This window comes from Denitromonas halophila (assembly GCF_007625155.1).
Taxonomy (GTDB): domain Bacteria; phylum Pseudomonadota; class Gammaproteobacteria; order Burkholderiales; family Rhodocyclaceae; genus Nitrogeniibacter; species Nitrogeniibacter halophilus.
The window spans coordinates 381,335-398,568 of record NZ_VMNK01000015.1; the positions used below are offsets into that span (position 1 = coordinate 381,335).

Here is a 17,234-nt window from a genome sequence, read left to right on the forward strand (position 1 = left end):
TTATACTTTCGCGGTTTATTCGCTGCCGCGATCGATTTTCGTTTCCCCAAGCCAAATGACCGACCGAGAACTGGATCAACAACTTGTTGAGCGCGTACAGCGCGGAGACAAACAGGCCTTCGGCCTGTTGGTTTCCAAGTATCAGCGCAAGTTGCTGCGCTTGCTGTCGCGCCTGATCCGCGACCCTGCTGAGGTGGAGGATGTTGCGCAGGAAACATTCATCAAGGCCTATCGTGCGCTGCCAGCGTTTCGAGGCGAGAGCGCGTTTTACACCTGGCTTTACCGCATCGGGGTGAATACGGCGAAGAATTATCTGGTTGCTCAGCGCCGCAGGGCGCCGACGACCACGGGTTTCAATTCGGAAGAAGCAGAGACTTTTGATGATGGAGATCAGCTGAGGGACATCAACACGCCTGAGCGCTTGATGATGTCTCGTCAGATCGGACAGACCGTCGATATTGCAATGGAAGCGTTGCCGGAAGAGTTGAGAACGGCCATTGTTTTGCGCGAGATCGAGGGACTGAGCTACGAGGAAATCGCCGGCATCATGGAATGCCCGATAGGTACTGTGCGTTCGCGAATATTCCGGGCGCGCGAGGCGATTGCAGAAAAACTCCGGCCGTTGTTGGATACGGCCCCTGATCAACGGTGGTAGGTATGAAGGAACGTATTTCGGCACTGCTTGATGGCAATCTGGATGCGCAAGCGGTGGAGCCGGTCCTGAATTCAGTTGGCGAGTCCGCCGATGTTCGCCGTCAGTGGGATCATTATTGTCTGATCGGCGATGCGCTTCGCAATGAGCCAGAGTTGTCTTGCGATTTATCGGCAAGGGTCATGGCGAGTCTGGCGCAGGAGCCTACCGTGCTTGCGCCGGTGGCCATCCGTCCGTTGACATCGGTATCGCCACTTGGCAAGTCTTGGCGGAAGATCCTTCCTTTGGCCGCATCGGTGGCTGGTGTGGCCGTGGTGGGGTGGCTGGCGATTCCGCAAAGCACGGAGACGTCGGCCATTCAAATGGCCAGAATCGCACCTCAGCCGCTGATGGCGAGCGCTGTCGAGACAAACCGACAGGATCGGGAGCCTTTGCGTGCGTACCTGTTTGCGCATCAGAGCCTGGCGAATCAAGGCGCTATTCCTGCTGTCGCACCGTTCGTCCGCACGGTCGCCGATGTGTCTGCCGGGGTGCGGAGATGAGGCACCGCCTCCTCGTCGTCTGGCTTTTCGTTTTTTGCGGCGCTGCCTCGGCCGGCCCGGAGAACGACGCCCTGTCCTGGATGAACCGGATGGCGGGCGCAGCCCAGAAGGTCAACTTTTCCGGCACGTTTTCCTATCTCAGCGGAAAACGCCTGGAGACGCTGCGGATTGCCCATGTGACTGGCCCGGAGGGCGACGTGGAGCGCATCGAGACGCTCGATGGAAACCCCCGGGAAGTGATTCGTACGAATTCGGAGGTTCGTTGTGTTCTGCCCGACCTCAAGACGGTGATCATCGACCGGATTGGGAATCGACGCGCGTTTCCGGCCCGCCTGCCGGTGGCGGTTGCGGCCCTGAACGAGTATTACCGGATTTTCCGCGGCGATATGAGCCGGGTTGCCGGTCGCAAGGCACAGTTGATCATCCTCGAACCCAGAGACAATCTTCGTTATGGCCACCAGTTGTGGGCAGACGAAGAGAGCGGTCTGTTGCTCAAGGCCCGCTTGCTCGATGGCAACGGTGAGTTGATCGAGCAGTTTGCGTTCAACGAGATACGCATCGGCGGAGACATCGACCCCGATCTGCTCAAGCAGAAATATGCGGTCGCCGACGACTGGCAGACGGTTAACGCCAAGGGCGACGAGGCCAGCGCAGACGCGTCCGCCTGGCAGTTGGGCGACATGCTGCCGGGCTATCGTCTGGTGTCGACGGTACGACGCTCGGTCGGTGCTCATGGCCAGTCGGTATTACACATGGTGGTGTCGGATGGCTTGGCCAATATTTCGGTCTTTGTCGAGCCTGCTCAATCCCCGGATGACAGCGCCGGGTTCATGGATGCCGGTTCAATCGCCGTTTATGCCAGGAACGTGGCCGGACATCGTCTGACCGTGCTGGGCGAAGCGCCCAATGAGGCACTGCGCCGTGTTGGTGACAGCATGACGGCGGCCAACCAGTGATCGAAGCGCGGGGCATTGTGTTGCATGCCGGCGAGGATCAGGCGTGGGTGCGTGTTGACGACCAACCCACGGGGTGTGGACGTTGCAATGAGCCGGGTGGTTGTGGCGGGGCAAAGATTGCTCACGCTTTTGGCAAACCCGACGAAGTCTTTCATGTTGAAAATCCGCAGCATTTTGTCGCCGGGGATCGTGTGCGTCTTCAGATTGATGATGGCGCGGCGCTGGGCGCAGCCGCGGTGACCTATGGTGTGCCGACGCTCGGTGCGCTGCTCGGTGCTGGCTTGGGTACGTGGTGGGCAGGCAATGCCGGCGCGCTGACTGGGCTGGTGCTCGCATTGATTGCATCGGTGCTTTTCGTTCGCTCGATCGGTGGTCGGCGGTTCTGGCGGCAAAAGCTGTCAGTTCGGTTGGCAGCTGACTCGGCGCTGTGTCCATCGACGCACATTGAAACCGCTGCGCGCCGTGATTAGGCGGGTTTGTTTACATGTGATGGCGGCGGCCTTGTGCCTGTTTGCCGTCGGTGTGTCGGTGGCCGATGTTCTGCCAGATTTTCGCGCGCTGGTGCGCGAGCACGGTCCGTCCGTGGTCAATATCAGCATTTCCCAGCTTGAATCCAGCGTCAAGCCGGTCCATTCCGAGATGTCGGAAAATCCGCATGTGCCCGATTTTCTGCGACGCCTGTTGCCGGAGGCACCTGAGCCACAGCCGGAAGAGCTTGAGCAGTCTCAGGGTTCGGGCTTCTTCATTTCTGATGATGGCTACATTCTGACGAACGCGCATGTGGTGGCTAATGCGCAGACGATTCAGGTGCGGCTGCTCGACCGTCGGGTGTATTCGGCCACGCTGATCGGGTCGGACAAGCGTGCGGATATCGCCTTGTTGAAGATCGATGGTAGTGGGCTGCCTGCGGTTCGGATGGGGGCGCCAGATGGCCTGGCGGTCGGTGAATGGGTGGTGGCGATCGGGTCGCCGTTCGGCTTTGAGAACAGTGTGACCGCTGGGATTGTCAGTGCGAAGGGGCGTGTGTTTCCCGAAGAGAGCTTCGTGCCCTTTATCCAGACCGATGTGGCGATCAATCCCGGCAACTCTGGCGGGCCGCTGTTCAATCTGGCGGGGGAAGTGGTGGGGATTAATTCCCAGATCTATAGCCGCACCGGTGGCTTCATGGGTGTGTCCTTCGCGATCCCGATTGACGTTGCCATGGACATCCAGTCTCAGCTCAGAAGTACGGGCAAGGTGGCGCGGGGTCGGATTGGGGTGGGCATTCAGGAAGTGACGCCGGCATTGGCGAGCGCCTTCGCGCTGCCGTCGTTGGACGGTGCCCTGGTCGGGATGGTCGAGCCCGATAGCCCAGCGTTGCGCGCCGGGGTGATGGTGGGTGATGTGATCGCTCGTTTCGGCGAGACGCTCGTTCGGCGCTCAGACGATTTGCCACGCATTGTGGCGCGCCTGGCGCCGGGTCGTGATGTGCCGATGGAGGTGATTCGAGATGGGGCCCGCCACACGCTGACCGTCACGCTGGGTCATTGGCCAAGCGCTGAGCGCGCGTCATCGCCTCAGCGGCACAATCCGCCGAAACTGAATGATCTGGCCCGACGCGGGCTGACCGTGTCCGAGCCCAATGGCGCACGACTAAAGACCGTTGGTGCGCAGTGGGGGCTTGAAGTTCGGAAGGCACAAGGGCCGGCGGCACGCGCCCGTCTGCGCGAGGGGGATTTGCTGGTGGCCTCGGTGATTGCTGGCAAGCAAACGCCGCTCAAGAAAATCGATGATCTCGATGCCGTCTTGAACCGCCTTGGGCCGCAGGAGGCGCTAACCGTCTTGCTGCAGCGGGGTGCCGGCCGGAGTTTCGTGGCGATTGAGTCGCGTTGATGGGCACGTTGCGATTGCTCAGCCGCAGCTGGTGTCATCTGTGCGACGAGATGTTGGCGGCGGCCAAGTCATTGACCGATGCGGCGGGCGCGGAGATCGAAGTCGTCGATGTGGATAGCGATCCAGCGCTGGAGGCGCGCTGGGGTGAGCTGGTGCCGGTATTGTTGGCGATTGATGGTCAGGAACTGTGCCACTACCATCTTGACGAGGCGGCGCTGCGTGCCTATTTGGCCCGATTTCCGATAGAATCCGCCGATTGACTACGCCCGGGAAACGAGGGTGCCGCAAGGCACCTTTTTTGTTGTGAATATGCGCCACATACGTAATTTCTCCATCATTGCCCACATTGACCACGGTAAGTCGACGTTGGCGGATCGCTTGATCCACCGCTGCGGCGGCCTGGCTGACCGGGAGATGGACGCCCAGGTGCTCGATTCGATGGATCTGGAGCGAGAGCGTGGCATCACCATCAAGGCGCAGACCGCGTCCTTGCTCTACACAGCCAAGGACGGGCAGGTCTATCAGTTCAACCTGATTGACACTCCGGGGCATGTGGACTTCAGCTACGAGGTGTCACGTTCTTTGCAGGCTTGCGAAGGCGCGCTGTTGGTGGTCGATGCCTCGCAAGGCGTGGAAGCGCAGACCGTGGCCAACTGCTATACGGCGATCGAGCAGAATCTGGAAGTCATTCCGGTGCTCAACAAGGTGGACCTGCCCGCTGCTGACCCCGAGCGTGTGCGTGCCGAGATCGAGGATGTGATCGGTGTCGATGCCTCCGAAGCGACGCTGTGTTCGGCCAAGACAGGCTTGGGTATCGATGACATTCTCGAGACCGTGGTGCGGCGTGTGCCGCCACCGGTGGGTGATCCGGCGGCGCCGCTGAAAGCGCTGATCATCGACTCGTGGTTCGACAGCTATGTGGGTGTGGTGATCCTGGTTCGGGTGATCGATGGATGCATCAAGGCCAAGGATCGTATGCGCTTGATGGCCAATGGCGCGGAGTACCCGGTCGACCAGGTTGGGGTATTCACGCCGAAATCGTTGGTGCGTGAAACGTTGTCGGCGGGTGAAGTGGGTTTTGTGATCAGTGGTATCAAGGTGATTTCCGACGCCAAGGTTGGCGATACGGTCACCTTGGCGACTCGCCCGGCCGACAAGCCCTTGCCGGGCTTCAAGGAAATCAAATCGCAGGTGTTCGCCGGCTTGTATCCGGTTGAATCCAACGAGTACGAGCAATTGCGTGAATCGCTCGAAAAGCTGCAGCTCAACGATGCGGCGCTGCGCTTCGAGCCGGAAGTGTCCCAGGCGCTGGGTTTCGGTTTTCGCTGCGGCTTTTTGGGGCTGCTGCACATGGACATCGTGCAGGAGCGGCTTGAGCGCGAGTTCGACATCGATCTGATCACCACAGCACCGACCGTGGTGTACGAAGTGCTGATGAAAGACGGCTCGGTGATGAAGGTCGAAAACCCTGCCAAATTGCCCGATCCGTCCAAAATGGACGAGATCCGGGAGCCGATCATTCGCGCGACCATTTATTTGCCGCAGGAATATGTTGGGGTAGTGATCACGCTGTGTACTCAAAAGCGCGGTTCGCAGGTGGATATGCGTTACCACGGCCGACAGGTGCAACTGGTGTACGACATTCCGATGAATGAAGTGGTCATGGACTTCTTCGACCGGCTCAAGTCCGTGTCACGGGGCTATGCCTCGCTGGACTATGAATTGCATTGCTACCAGGCGGCCGATCTGGTCAAACTCGACATGCTGGTCAACGGTGAAAAGGTCGACGCGCTGTCGGTGATTGTCCACCGTGCCAATGCACATTACCGCGGCCGCGAGTTGGCAGCCAAGTTGCGCGGCATCATTCCGCGCCAGATGTTTGACGTGGCGGTGCAGGCGGCGATCGGGTCGACCATCGTGTCGCGGGAGAACATCAAGGCCTTGCGCAAAAACGTGCTCGCGAAGTGTTACGGCGGAGACATTTCCCGCAAGCGCAAGCTGCTCGAAAAGCAGAAGGCCGGCAAGCGCCGGATGAAGCAGGTCGGTGCGGTCGAGATTCCGCAAGAAGCCTTCCTGGCGGTACTACGTACCGACGACAGCAAGTAACCTCCCTGGGACGCAATCCGGAGTTGATGTGAATTTTGCCCTGATCCTTTTCCTGCTGCTGGTTGCAACCGGCGTACTGTGGCTGATTGACAAGCTTTACGCGCGCAAGCTGCGTGCCCCCGGTGCGAGCGAACCGTGGTGGGTCGAATATGGCGCCAGCTTTTTTCCTGTCATTCTCGCGGTCTTTTTCTTGCGCTCTTTTTTGGTCGAGCCCTTCAAGATTCCGTCGGGATCCATGATTCCGACCTTGCTGGTGGGTGATTTCATACTGGTCAACAAGTACACCTACGGCATTCGTCTGCCGGTGATCAACAAGAAAGTTGTGGAAATGAATGCGCCGGCGCGGGGCGATGTCATGGTCTTCCGGTATCCGGAAAACCCTTCGCTCGACTACATCAAGCGGGTCGTCGGGCTGCCGGGCGATACCGTCGCGTATTTTGACAAACGCCTGACGATCAACGGCGAGCCACTCGAAGTGGCGTCAGAGGGCGAGTATGTTCATCTCGACCGCCTCTATGCCAGCGCGCAATTCAGTGAGAAGCTGGGTGATGTGGCGCACGCCTTCCTCAATGATGCCGACAAGCCGGCCTATGTGCCGCAACCCAAGCAGTTCCCGCAACGTGAGAACTGCACCTATACTAACAACGGCGTGCGTTGCACGGTGCCGCAGGGACATTACTTTGTCATGGGCGACAACCGGGACGACAGTAGCGACAGTCGGTTCTGGGGGTTTGTGCCAGAGCAGAACATTGTCGGCAAGGCGTTCATGATCTGGTTCAACTTCAATGAGCCGAGCCGTATCGGCTTTTTCCACTGAAGGGCAATCGAATGAAGAACAAGCAAACGGGCCTGTCCCTGATTGGTGTGCTGATCGTCGGCGCCATCCTCGGGTTTATCTTTCTGATCGGGATGCGTACGGTGCCCGTGGTCACTGAGTACATGGCGGTGAAGCGGGTCATGAATGCGATCATCAACTCCAGCCCTTCGCCGGAAGTTCCAGTGAGTCAGTTGCGCGCCGATTTTGAGAAGCGGGCCTATATCGATGAGGTTAAACACGTTTCGGGTCGCGATTTGGTGATCGTCAAGCGTGGCAACAAATTCGAAATGTCAGTGACCTATTCGCGCAAGGTGCCCATCGCCGGCAACGTGAGTTTGCTCATCGACTTCGATACCGGTGTGCTGCGCGGTGGTTCCTGATGGTGGTCAGGTGACTTTCGACACACTTCAAGAACGGCTCGATTACCGTTTCAAGGATGCCTCCTGGCTGCGTCAGGCACTGACCCACCGCAGTTACGGTCAGCCGAACAATGAACGGCTGGAATTTCTCGGCGACAGCGTAGTCAATCATGTGGTTGCGCTGGCGCTGTTCTCGCGATTCCCTGACCTGCGCGAGGGCGATTTGTCGCGCCTGCGGGCGCAGTTGGTGTGTCAGGATGCGCTGCACGGTATTGCCGCCAGCCTTGAACTTGGCACGGTGTTGCGTTTGGGAGAGGGGGAGCAGAAGAGCGGTGGCGCCGAGCGCCCGTCGATTCTTTCTGACGCACTGGAAGCCTTGTTCGCGGCGGTCTATCTTGATGGTGGGTTTGACGCGGCCAAAACCGTGATCGACTACCTGTTCAAATCCCATCTGGCGAGTCTGGATCCGAATACCAGCCTGAAAGATCCGAAAACCCGGCTTCAGGAATGGCTGCAGGCGCGCCGGAAACAGTTGCCGAAATACCGCTTGGTCGAAACGCTCGGCGAGGCGCATGCGCAGCAATTTGATGTCGAATGCACCATCGATGGCGGCCTGCAAACACGGGGCCTCGGTTCAAGCCGGCGTGCGGCGGAACAGCAAGCGGCGCTGCTTGCCATGGAAACCTTGGAAAAACATGCAGGATAATCACACTCCGGACGGCACGGCCTTCCATACGGGTTTCATCGCAATCGTTGGCCGACCCAATGTGGGCAAGTCGACGCTGATGAACCGGTTGATCGGCCTGAAGGTCAGCATTGTCTCGAGCAAAGCGCAGACCACGCGACACCGGGTGTCAGGCATTCTCACCGACGATACGGCGCAGTTTGTTTTTGTCGACACGCCGGGATTCCAGACTCGTCACCAGAATGCGCTGAATCGCACCATGAATCGCACGGTGACCCAGTCGCTCGCCGATGTGGACCTGGTGTATCTGGTCATCGAGGCGGGCAAGTTCGGCCCCGAAGACGAGCAAGTCGTGGCCTTGCTGCCGCGCGACGCCAAAGTGGTTCTGGTAATCAATAAAGTCGATACGCTGGCTGACAAGTCCAGCCTGCTGCCGTTTATCGAGCGTATCCGTGGGGCTTTCCCGTTCGCCGAGGTCGTGCCTTTGTCGGCCGAGCGCGGCAAGAACGTCGACGCCTTGCTGAAGGTGTCGCGCACCTATCTACCCGAAGGTCCGCCGATGTTCGGGCCGGATGATGTCACCGATCGTAGCGAGCGCTTTCTTGCCGCTGAATTTCTGCGCGAGAAGCTTTTCCGGTTGCTTGGCGACGAGCTCCCCTACGGCATGACGGTCGAGATCGAGCGTTTCGAGGCTGACGGCGGCTTGCGCCGTATCAATGCCGCCATCATCGTCGACAAGCCGGGACACAAGGGCATCGTCATCGGCAAAGGCGGCGAGCACCTCAAGCGCATTTCGACCGAAGCGCGCAAGGCCATGGAAGAATTGTTTGGCGCCAAGATCTACCTCGAAGTCTGGGTCAAGGTGAAGTCCGGCTGGGCCGACGACGAGCGCGCACTCAAGAGCCTCGGCTACGACTGAGTGAGCGCGTCGTGGGCCAGAAGCAGCGCGTCGATCAACAACCCGGTTTTGTCCTGCACACCCACCCGTATCGGGAAACCAGCCTGATCGTCGAGGTGTTTAGCCGCGACTACGGCCGCATGGCCCTGGTCGCCAAGGGCGCGCGGCGTCCGATGTCTGCGCTGCGCGGCGTGCTGATGGCCTACCAGCCCTTGTTGCTGGACTGGTCGGGCGGTGGCGAGGTGAAGACGCTGATACGTGCCGAGTGGTTGGGCGGCCAGCCCTTGCTCTCCGGAAAGGAGCTGCTGTGCGGCTACTACCTCAACGAATTGCTCGTCAAACTGCTGCCGCGCGAAGATGCGCATGCCGAACTCTACGCACACTACGCTGCCTTGATTCAACGCCTGCCGGGCGAAACACGCTTCGAGCCGGTGCTGCGTGCGTTTGAACTGACGCTGCTCTCCGAGCTTGGCTATGGCGTTCCGCTGGAACATGACGCCGAGACCGAATCGCCCATCGAGGCCGACGCGCACTACGGTTATATAATTGATCGCGGCCCGGTGAGAGACGTATCGCCCGAGGATGGCTTGCCGATGGTCACGGGTCAGACCCTGCTCGACATGGCCGCCGGCCGCTTCGATGACCCGAAAACACTGGTGCAGAGCAAGGCCTTGCTGCGCCACCTGATCCAGCACCACCTCGGCGCTCAGCCACTGCACTCGCGCCGGATGTTCAAGGAGTTGCAAGCACTGTGATTGAATTGGGCGTAAACATCGATCATGTCGCCACCTTGCGGCAGGCACGGCGCACTTGGGAGCCGGACCCGGTCTGGGCGGCTGTTGAGGCGCATCTGGGCGGGGCCGACGGGATCACCGTGCATCTTCGTGAAGATCGACGGCATATCAACGACGACGATGTGCGCAAGCTGCGTGATCTCACCCAGGTCAAACTCAACCTCGAAATGGCGGCCACCGACGAGATGGTCGGCATTGCTGCCACGCTCAAACCCGAGATGGCGATGTTCGTGCCCGAGGGGCGGCAGGAAGTCACCACCGAGGGCGGGCTCGACATCGTGTCGCAAGAGGCGGCCTTGCGTGCGTCGGTCGGCAGGCTCTCCGATGTGGGCATCTCGGTGAGCGTGTTCATCGATGCCGATCCGGCGCAGGTTGACGCCGCGGCGCGCATCGGTGCCCGCGTTTGCGAAATTCACACCGGGCCGTATGCCGCGGCTTTCCATCGCGCCGGGCGCGATGCCGAAAGCCCCGCCGTGATCGCCGAGATCAACAAGATCCGTCGCGCCGGTGAGATGATCCGTGCGGCCGGCATGCGCTTCAACGCTGGCCATGCGCTTAACTATTACAACGTTCAGCCCGTTGCGCGCCTCGCAGGCATTCGTGAATTGCACATCGGCCACGCCATTGTTTCCCGGGCCGTGTTTTCGGGTCTGCGTGAAGCGGTGCGTGAAATGAAGCGCCTGATGCGCGAAGCCGCCCGACAAGGCGAGTCAGGCGGGGCATGATCCACGGCATCGGCACCGATATGGTCAGCGTCACGCGTATCCGCCAGGCGCTGGCGCGGCACGGCGATCGTTTCGCCTACCGCATTCTGGCGCCAGGCGAGCGTCAGGCCTACCACGACGCCCCGCAGCCCGAGCGCCTGCTGGCCAAGCGTTTTGCCGCCAAGGAAGCCTTCGGCAAAGCCTATGGCACCGGTGTTGCGGTGCCGGCCACCTTGCATTCAGTGGCGATCTCTCGCGACGCGCTGGGCAAACCGCATTACATTTTTCATGGCCAGATGGCCGAGATTGTTGCTCGCGACGGCCTGCGTACGCATGTCAGCCTGAGCGACGAGCTCGACTATGTGGTCGCCTTTGCGGTGATTGAAAAGGATGCCGCCTGATGGCGATGACGCTGCCCCTCGGACCGGTGATGCTCGACGTCGCCGGCCATGCCCTCACTGATGACGAGCGCACGCGCCTGTGCCATCCGTTGGTTGGCGGGGTGATCCTGTTTGCCCGTAACTACGACAATCCCGCGCAACTGGCGGCGCTCACCGCTGACATTCGCACGCTGCGCCTTCCGGCCTTGTTGATCACGGTCGATCATGAAGGTGGGCGGGTGCAGCGCTTTCGAGAAGGCTTCAGCGCCGTGCCCGCGATGGGCGTGCTGGGCAAGGCCTGGTCGGATGACCCGGTGGCCGGCTGCCAGCTGGCCCGCGACGCCGGCCGGGTGTTGGCCAGCGAGCTGATTGCGCATGGCGTGGACCTGAGCTATACCCCGGTGCTTGATCTCGACTACGGCGTGAGCCGCGTGATCGATGATCGCGCGTTTCATCGCGACCCGGACGCCACCATCGCGCTCGCAACCGCGCTGATCGACGGCATGGCCGACGCCGGCATGGGGTGTGTGGGCAAGCACTTCCCCGGTCACGGCTTTGTCGAGGCCGATTCGCATGTCGACATGCCGCGCGATGCGCGCGATTTCGATGCCATCTGTGCGCAGGACATGCGCCCGTTTCATACGCTGGCGTCACGATTGGCCGGTGTCATGCCGGCACATGTCATCTACTCGGCGGTCGATCCTCGGCCGGCGGGCTTTTCACCGTTCTGGCTGCAGACCGTGCTGCGCGGCCAACTCGGTTTTTCGGGCGTGATTTTCAGCGACGACCTGACCATGGAAGCGGCCACCGAAGCGGGCGATATCGTTGCACGTGCCGAGGCCGCGTGTGTCGCGGGTTGCGACATGGTGCTGGTATGCAACCGGCCGGACCTGGCCGACACCTTGCTGTCGCGTTGGCAGCCCGAAGTGCCGCCAACACTATCGGAACGCCTTTGCGCCTTGCACGCGCGTCCCTGCGCTGACAGCGTCTGCCCAGGCAGCGCAGCCTATAACCAGGCCAAAGCGCAGCTGGCGGCCTTGGCTGAGCGCACCCGGCGCGCCTGAGCAAGACCACGTGACAGGCTTCGACCCCCAGCGCTTCCTGCGCAACGCGCCGTCCGACCCCGGGGTTTACCGGATGATCGGCGAGGGAGGGCAGGTGCTGTATGTCGGCAAGGCCAAGAATCTCAAAAAGCGGCTGTCGTCCTACTTCCGAAGCCAGGTGTCCAGCCCGCGGATCGCCATGATGGTGGCGCAGATCGTGCAGGTGGAAATCACCGCGACACGCTCCGAAGCCGAGGCGTTGATCCTCGAAAACAACCTCATCAAGTCGCTGGCACCGCGCTACAACATCTTGTTTCGGGACGACAAGTCCTACCCCTACATCACGCTCACGGCGCATGGCTTTCCGCGACTGGCCTTCCATCGCGGCGGCTTCACCAAGGGCGCGCGCTACTTTGGCCCCTTCCCGGGAAGCGTGTCGGTGCGCGACAGCATTCATTTGCTGCAAAAAGTCTTCAAGCTGCGCACCTGCGAAAACGGCGTGTTCGATCATCGCTCGCGTCCTTGTTTGTTGCATCAGATCCAGCGCTGCACGGCGCCCTGTGTTGGGCTGATCTCCGAGCAGGACTACGCCGCCGATGTGCGGCTGGCCACGCTGTTTCTCGAAGGGCGCACCTCCGAAGTCATCAACGGCCTGACCGACAGCATGGCGGCCGCGGCCGAGCGTATGGCTTTCGAGGAGGCCGCGGCGCTGCGTGACCAGATCCGTGCGCTCCAGCAAGTGCTGCACCGGCAGTACGTCGATAGCGGCAAGGAAGAAGACGTGGACGTACTGTGCGCGGTCCAGTCCGAGGGGCTGGTGTGCGTCAATCTGGCAATGATTCGTGGGGGGCGTCACTTGGGGGACCGGCCGCAGTTTCCGGTGGTCGATGGCGAATGTTCCACGCAGGATGTGCTGCTCGCCTTTATTGAGCAGCACTACGCGATGCTGCCGTTGCCTGGCAAGATCGTGGCGTCGATCGACGCCGCGCTCGTCAGGACGGTGCTGGAGAGCCTGGGCAAACAGGCGGTCGTGACTGCGCCGCGTCGGCCGATGGAAAAAGGCTGGGTGGAAATGGCCGAGCGCAACGCCACGCTCGCCATCCAGGCGCGGCTGGCGATGTCCGACCGCAGCGCCTCCCGGCTTGAGGCTTTGCAGCAGGCGCTTGGCCTGACTGAGCCGCCCGCGCGTATCGAATGCTTTGACATCAGCCATACGATGGGTGAGGCCACTGTTGCTTCCTGCGTGGTGTGCGAGGGCGGTGCGATGAAACGCGGCGAATATCGGCGTTACAACATCACCGATATCACGCCGGGCGACGACTACGCCGCCATGCGCCAGGTGCTGTCGCGACGCTACGAGAAAGTCGCCAGCGGCGACGGCGTGTTGCCTGATCTGGTGTTGATCGATGGTGGCCGCGGCCAGCTGTCGATGGCGCTTGAAGTGTTTGCCGAGCTTGGACTGGCGGCCTTGCCGGCGGTTGGGGTGGCCAAGGGGGAGGGACGCAAGCCGGGGCTGGAGTCGCTCATCTTCGGCGATGGCCGACCGCCCATGCATTTGTCGCCCGAATCGGCCGCGCTGCATCTGGTGCAGGAGATCCGCGACGAGGCGCATCGCTTTGCCATCACGGGTCACCGCGCCAAGCGTGGCAAGGCGCGCATCGGCTCCAAACTAGAGCGCATCGCCGGTGTGGGGCCGACGCGGCGGCGCGCGTTGCTCGCCACTTTTGGCGGTCTGGATGGCGTGCGCAGCGCGACGGTGGACGATCTGTGCCGGGTCGAAGGCATCAGCCGGACGCTCGCCGAATTGATCCATGGCGAGCTCACAGGCGGTGAATCGTGACAAGCTGCGCCGCCAGCGGCTACACTTCGCGCCTGTACTCACGGTCGGTTTCGATCGGCGAGGCAATGACATCCACTGACTCATGCCATTGAATATTCCCAATACGCTGACCTGGGCCCGGATCATCATGATTCCGGTGTTTGTCGGCGTCTATTATTTGCCCGACGGCATGATGACGCTGCCGGAGCGGAATCTTGCAGCGACGCTGGTATTCGGCGTGGCCGCAATCACCGACTGGTTTGACGGCTATCTGGCGCGCAGCCTTGGTCAAACCTCGGCTTTTGGCGCGTTTCTCGATCCGGTCGCCGACAAGCTGATGGTGGCGGCGGCGCTGATCATGCTGGTTCAGTTGGGGCGTGCCGACGCGACGATTGCGGTAATCATCATCGGCCGCGAGATCACCATTTCCGCACTGCGGGAATGGATGGCGCGAGTGGGGCGTTCCGCCAGTGTGGCGGTCGCTTTTGTCGGCAAATTAAAAACCGCAGCACAGATGGTTGCGATCCCGTTGCTTCTGTATAATGCGCCGCTGCTTTCAGTGCAATCGCAGTGGGTCGGGACCATTTTGATCTACATTGCGGCGGTGCTGACCCTGTGGTCCATGGGCTATTATTTGCACCGAGCCATGCCCATGTTGCGGGACAGTGAAAAAGGCTGAAAACGCCTTGACAGAAGAAAATGGCTGCCTATAATGGCGGTCTGTTTTGCGGGAATAGCTCAGTTGGTAGAGCGCAACCTTGCCAAGGTTGAGGTCGCGAGTTCGAGCCTCGTTTCCCGCTCCAGTATTCTGGGGAAAGCACCGCTTTCCCCTTTTCACTCCCGAGAAATCGGACGGTGAATGACCGACCTGGCAGTCGGTCAGTGGCGCGGTAGCAAAGCGGTTATGCAGGGGACTGCAAATCCCTCCAGGGCGGTTCGACTCCGCCCCGCGCCTCCAGGAAAGTATTGCGGGAATAGCTCAGTTGGTAGAGCGCAACCTTGCCAAGGTTGAGGTCGCGAGTTCGAGCCTCGTTTCCCGCTCCAAAAACACGAAGGGGAAGCCAGACGGCTTCCCCTTCTGTTTTTCCGCTGGCTCCCGGCGACGCTATCATGGGCATGTGTTCGCCGGATGGCTGAAATGACCTACCCCCGATTTCTTGATTTGCCAGAGACGGTGGCCCCGGATTACCGAGGGGGCGGCCTGCTGAATCTGATGGCCTCGATACGCCAGTGTTTTGGCGATACCCGGGTCGAGACGCCTGGCTTGCGCAATCCGGACACCTTGCCGCTGAACGCCGCGCGCGTTGTGGTCTTGTTGGTGATCGATGGTCTCGGCGCGCACGATCTGGCCACGCGCGGTGCGGGCAGTTTTCTCGCGCAACATCAAGCCCGCACGCTGACCAGTGTTTTTCCGCCTACCACCGCCAGCGCAATCACTACGACCTTGACCGGTATCGCGCCCGCCGAGCATGGGCTCACCGGGTGGTATATCCGCGACGACCGGTTTGGTGGCGTGCTCGCGCCCTTGCCGATGGTGCGTCGAGATCGGGCGCCAATGACCGGTTGGTGGCGCATGCCGCGCCTGTTTCCCTACCACAGCCTGTTTCAGCGCCTCGATACGCGGAGCGTGATGGTCGGACCAGAATCGATTCTGGGCTCACCCTTCAATCTGCGTCACTCGCGCGGCGTGGCGCGGCGATACGCGTATCAGGATTTGCCTGAGCTGGAGTCGCAGCTTGTTCAGTCGGTGCGCGATCTAGGCAGTCTCGACGGCTTTGTCTACGCCTATCACGCCGACTACGATGCCCTGGCGCACCAGTTCGGGATTGCCTCGCTTGAGTGCGATGCGCACTTTGAAGCGCTGGATGCCATGGTCGCGCGGGTGAGTGCCCAACTTGCCGGCAGCGGGGCGCTACTGCTGGTGACCGCAGATCATGGATTCATCGACTCTCCGCCCGAGCGACAATGCGATATCGCCGCGGAAGGCCAACTGCAATCCTATCTGGACGGTCCGCTGTGGGGTGAGCGACGGGTCGCCTACTGTCGCGTGAAAAAAGCGCATCGAGCGCAGTTCGAGCTTGAGGCGATTAGCCAGTTGGGCGATCGTTTTCATGTCGTGCCAGGCCCGCGCCTGATCGATTCCGGTGTGTTCGGCCCGACGGCAAAGCCCTCGCGGCGACTGGCGGAACGAGTCGGCGATTTTGCCCTGATCGGCCGCGACAACTGGACACTCTACGACTGGTTACCGAATGAACGGCGTTTCCCGATGCTCGGCGTACACGCCGGGATCTCGGCTGCCGAAATGCTGATTCCGCTGGTGGCGATTCCCTGCTGAAAACGCGTTAGTGAAGGTCTTCTTTGGGGACGGGAATCGGCAGCACGCCGATGCCTTCATCAAGGAGTTCGGCCACCTCTTCAATGGATGCCTGTCCGCGAATACTTCGATCCGGCGCGTCGCCTTGATGAATGCGGCGCACTTCCGCCGGGAAGGCCTTGCCGACGTCCTCGGCTTTTTGTGCGAGCTGGCGCAAACCGGCAACGGCGCGTGCCGCAGTGTCGTCGATGCGCGCTGGCGTGTCGCCGCCCTTGGGCGACGGGGCGCCGGTTTGCACGTAAGGCGCGCTGGGGAGGCGGCGGATGTCGGCGCTGGCGCAGACCGGGCAGTTGATCTGGCCCGCCGCACGTTGCGCCTCAAAAGCATCCGATGAGCCAAACCAGCCTTCAAAGCCATGGCCGTTACTGCAGCGTAGATTGAGGACGATCACGAGTTATTCTCTGGCTGGTGTGGTGGCGCGAACCGGGCGATGAAGGTCATCTTGTGGGGCGTTGTCGGCGTCCTGCCTTTGGATCGCCGGCGCCAAGGTCTCTGAGTCTTTCTCTACACTCAGAAGTCACGCCCTGAACGAAAGCGTCGGGTGCAGTGGATGCACGGTCGGTTTGAGTGTGCCGTCCAGTATCTCACCTGGGCGATTGCAGGGCGTCACACGGCCCGCGCGTGGGCAATACATTTTGTCAGTTGCGACTTGGGCGCACGCTGAATCCGGCTGAGCAGGTCGACCGAAACGGTGTTGACCTTGTGCTGCTCACGCAACTCGTGCGCCAGGCGCTGCAAAAGGCTGGCGGCCATTTCCGCATCGGCCAAGGCGCGGTGATACCGTCCTGCCACCGGCAGATTGGCATACTCGATCAAGGCGCTGAGTTTGTGACTTGGCGCTTTAGGGAAGATCCGCCGTGACAGCAGCAGCGAGCAGACGAATTCCTGCCGTCGGGTCCGATCGATGCGAGCCATCTCCGCATCCCAGAATTTGCTGTCGAACGAAGCGTTGTGAGCGACCAAGGGGTAATCCCCCACGAAGTCGGCCACCTCCTGCATGACCAAGGATGCCGGCGGCGCGCTGCGAAGCATCTCGTTAGTAATGCCGGTCAGCGATTCGATGAAGGCGGGCACCCAGGCGCCCGTGTTCATCAGGCTCTGGTAGCGCCCAATAATTTCGCCGTCTTTGAGAATGACCGCCGCAATCTCGGTGGCGCGATCGCCCTGGCCGGGCGACAGCCCTGTTGTTTCAAAGTCGATGACCGCCACTGTTTCCATGATCATGCTTCCTTG

General features: G+C 61.0%; 20 protein-coding genes and 3 tRNA genes. 21 read left to right on the forward strand and 2 right to left on the reverse strand.

Translation table 11 applies throughout. The annotated features are described in order from the left end of the window. The first annotated feature begins 55 nt into the window (after positions 1 to 55). The 21 genes from rpoE (at position 56) to FHP91_RS16240 (ending at position 15,962) form a co-directional block, all read left to right on the forward strand. A complete protein-coding gene (gene rpoE, locus FHP91_RS16140) occupies positions 56 to 655 on the forward strand; it encodes an RNA polymerase sigma factor RpoE (RefSeq protein ID WP_144176615.1) in 600 nt (199 codons plus the stop codon). A 2-nt stretch (positions 656 to 657) separates the two neighbouring features. Further along, positions 658 to 1,194: a sigma-E factor negative regulatory protein gene (locus FHP91_RS16145; protein WP_144310551.1), complete on the forward strand. Its 537-nt coding sequence runs from the start codon at positions 658 to 660 to the stop codon at positions 1,192 to 1,194. Then, positions 1,191 to 2,150: a MucB/RseB C-terminal domain-containing protein gene (locus tag FHP91_RS16150; RefSeq protein ID WP_246116337.1), complete on the forward strand. Its 960-nt coding sequence runs from the start codon at positions 1,191 to 1,193 to the stop codon at positions 2,148 to 2,150. The genes FHP91_RS16145 and FHP91_RS16150 overlap by 4 nt, the downstream gene beginning before the upstream one ends. After that, complete coding sequence (locus tag FHP91_RS16155; protein WP_144310552.1) at positions 2,147 to 2,620, forward strand: SoxR reducing system RseC family protein; 474 nt, start codon at positions 2,147 to 2,149, stop codon at positions 2,618 to 2,620. Before FHP91_RS16150 ends, FHP91_RS16155 begins: the two co-directional genes overlap by 4 nt. Positions 2,621 to 2,651: 31 nt before the next feature. Then, complete coding sequence (locus FHP91_RS16160) at positions 2,652 to 4,022, forward strand: Do family serine endopeptidase (RefSeq protein WP_246116338.1); 1,371 nt, start codon at positions 2,652 to 2,654, stop codon at positions 4,020 to 4,022. Beyond that, entirely contained in the window at positions 4,022 to 4,282 is a 261-nt protein-coding gene (locus tag FHP91_RS16165; protein WP_144310554.1) for a glutaredoxin family protein, read from the forward strand. Before FHP91_RS16160 ends, FHP91_RS16165 begins: the two co-directional genes overlap by 1 nt. 49 nt (positions 4,283 to 4,331) lie before the next feature. Next, positions 4,332 to 6,128: a translation elongation factor 4 gene (lepA, locus tag FHP91_RS16170; RefSeq protein ID WP_144310555.1), complete on the forward strand. Its 1,797-nt coding sequence runs from the start codon at positions 4,332 to 4,334 to the stop codon at positions 6,126 to 6,128. Between the two features lie 28 nt (positions 6,129 to 6,156). Next, positions 6,157 to 6,945 (forward strand): signal peptidase I, encoded by a 789-nt coding sequence (lepB, locus tag FHP91_RS16175; protein ID WP_144310556.1) that lies wholly within the window; start codon positions 6,157 to 6,159, stop codon positions 6,943 to 6,945. Positions 6,946 to 6,956: 11 nt separating this feature from the next. Beyond that, positions 6,957 to 7,325, forward strand: a complete 369-nt coding sequence (locus tag FHP91_RS16180) for a DUF4845 domain-containing protein (protein ID WP_246116339.1) — start codon at positions 6,957 to 6,959, stop codon at positions 7,323 to 7,325. Between the two features lie 10 nt (positions 7,326 to 7,335). Further along, positions 7,336 to 8,010: a ribonuclease III gene (gene rnc / locus FHP91_RS16185; RefSeq protein ID WP_144310711.1), complete on the forward strand. Its 675-nt coding sequence runs from the start codon at positions 7,336 to 7,338 to the stop codon at positions 8,008 to 8,010. After that, entirely contained in the window at positions 8,000 to 8,908 is a 909-nt protein-coding gene (era, locus tag FHP91_RS16190; RefSeq protein ID WP_144310558.1) for a GTPase Era, read from the forward strand. Before rnc ends, era begins: the two co-directional genes overlap by 11 nt. An 11-nt stretch (positions 8,909 to 8,919) precedes the next feature. Beyond that, positions 8,920 to 9,642, forward strand: coding sequence for a DNA repair protein RecO (recO, locus tag FHP91_RS16195; RefSeq protein ID WP_144310559.1), 723 nt, complete (start codon positions 8,920 to 8,922; stop codon positions 9,640 to 9,642). After that, complete coding sequence (locus FHP91_RS16200; RefSeq protein ID WP_144310560.1) at positions 9,639 to 10,406, forward strand: pyridoxine 5'-phosphate synthase; 768 nt, start codon at positions 9,639 to 9,641, stop codon at positions 10,404 to 10,406. The genes recO and FHP91_RS16200 overlap by 4 nt, the downstream gene beginning before the upstream one ends. After that, a complete protein-coding gene (gene acpS / locus FHP91_RS16205) occupies positions 10,403 to 10,786 on the forward strand; it encodes a holo-ACP synthase (RefSeq protein WP_144310561.1) in 384 nt (127 codons plus the stop codon). Before FHP91_RS16200 ends, acpS begins: the two co-directional genes overlap by 4 nt. Positions 10,787 to 10,791: 5 nt before the next feature. After that, entirely contained in the window at positions 10,792 to 11,829 is a 1,038-nt protein-coding gene (nagZ, locus tag FHP91_RS16210; RefSeq protein WP_144310712.1) for a beta-N-acetylhexosaminidase, read from the forward strand. A gap of 10 nt (positions 11,830 to 11,839) precedes the next feature. Beyond that, entirely contained in the window at positions 11,840 to 13,648 is a 1,809-nt protein-coding gene (gene uvrC / locus FHP91_RS16215; protein ID WP_144310562.1) for an excinuclease ABC subunit UvrC, read from the forward strand. Positions 13,649 to 13,730: 82 nt separating this feature from the next. Beyond that, the gene (gene pgsA / locus FHP91_RS16220; RefSeq protein WP_144176603.1) at positions 13,731 to 14,306 is read left to right on the forward strand and encodes a CDP-diacylglycerol--glycerol-3-phosphate 3-phosphatidyltransferase; all 576 of its coding nucleotides are present in this window, start codon (positions 13,731 to 13,733) and stop codon (positions 14,304 to 14,306) included. Between the two features lie 48 nt (positions 14,307 to 14,354). Next, positions 14,355 to 14,430: transfer RNA gene (locus FHP91_RS16225), tRNA-Gly, on the forward strand. Between the two features lie 81 nt (positions 14,431 to 14,511). Continuing rightward, positions 14,512 to 14,585: transfer RNA gene (locus FHP91_RS16230), tRNA-Cys, on the forward strand. A gap of 10 nt (positions 14,586 to 14,595) precedes the next feature. Continuing rightward, positions 14,596 to 14,671 (forward strand) — tRNA-Gly (locus tag FHP91_RS16235). A gap of 94 nt (positions 14,672 to 14,765) precedes the next feature. Further along, on the forward strand, positions 14,766 to 15,962 hold the full coding sequence (locus FHP91_RS16240) for an alkaline phosphatase family protein (RefSeq protein ID WP_186301588.1): 1,197 nt from the start codon (positions 14,766 to 14,768) through the stop codon (positions 15,960 to 15,962). A gap of 7 nt (positions 15,963 to 15,969) precedes the next feature. Here the strand turns inward: FHP91_RS16240 and FHP91_RS16245 are convergent, their stop codons facing one another. Beyond that, positions 15,970 to 16,392 (reverse strand): DUF1178 family protein, encoded by a 423-nt coding sequence (locus tag FHP91_RS16245; RefSeq protein WP_144310564.1) that lies wholly within the window; start codon positions 16,390 to 16,392, stop codon positions 15,970 to 15,972. Positions 16,393 to 16,607: 215 nt separating this feature from the next. Next, a complete protein-coding gene (locus tag FHP91_RS16250) occupies positions 16,608 to 17,219 on the reverse strand; it encodes a 3'-5' exonuclease (protein WP_144310565.1) in 612 nt (203 codons plus the stop codon). Positions 17,220 to 17,234 lie beyond the last annotated feature (15 nt).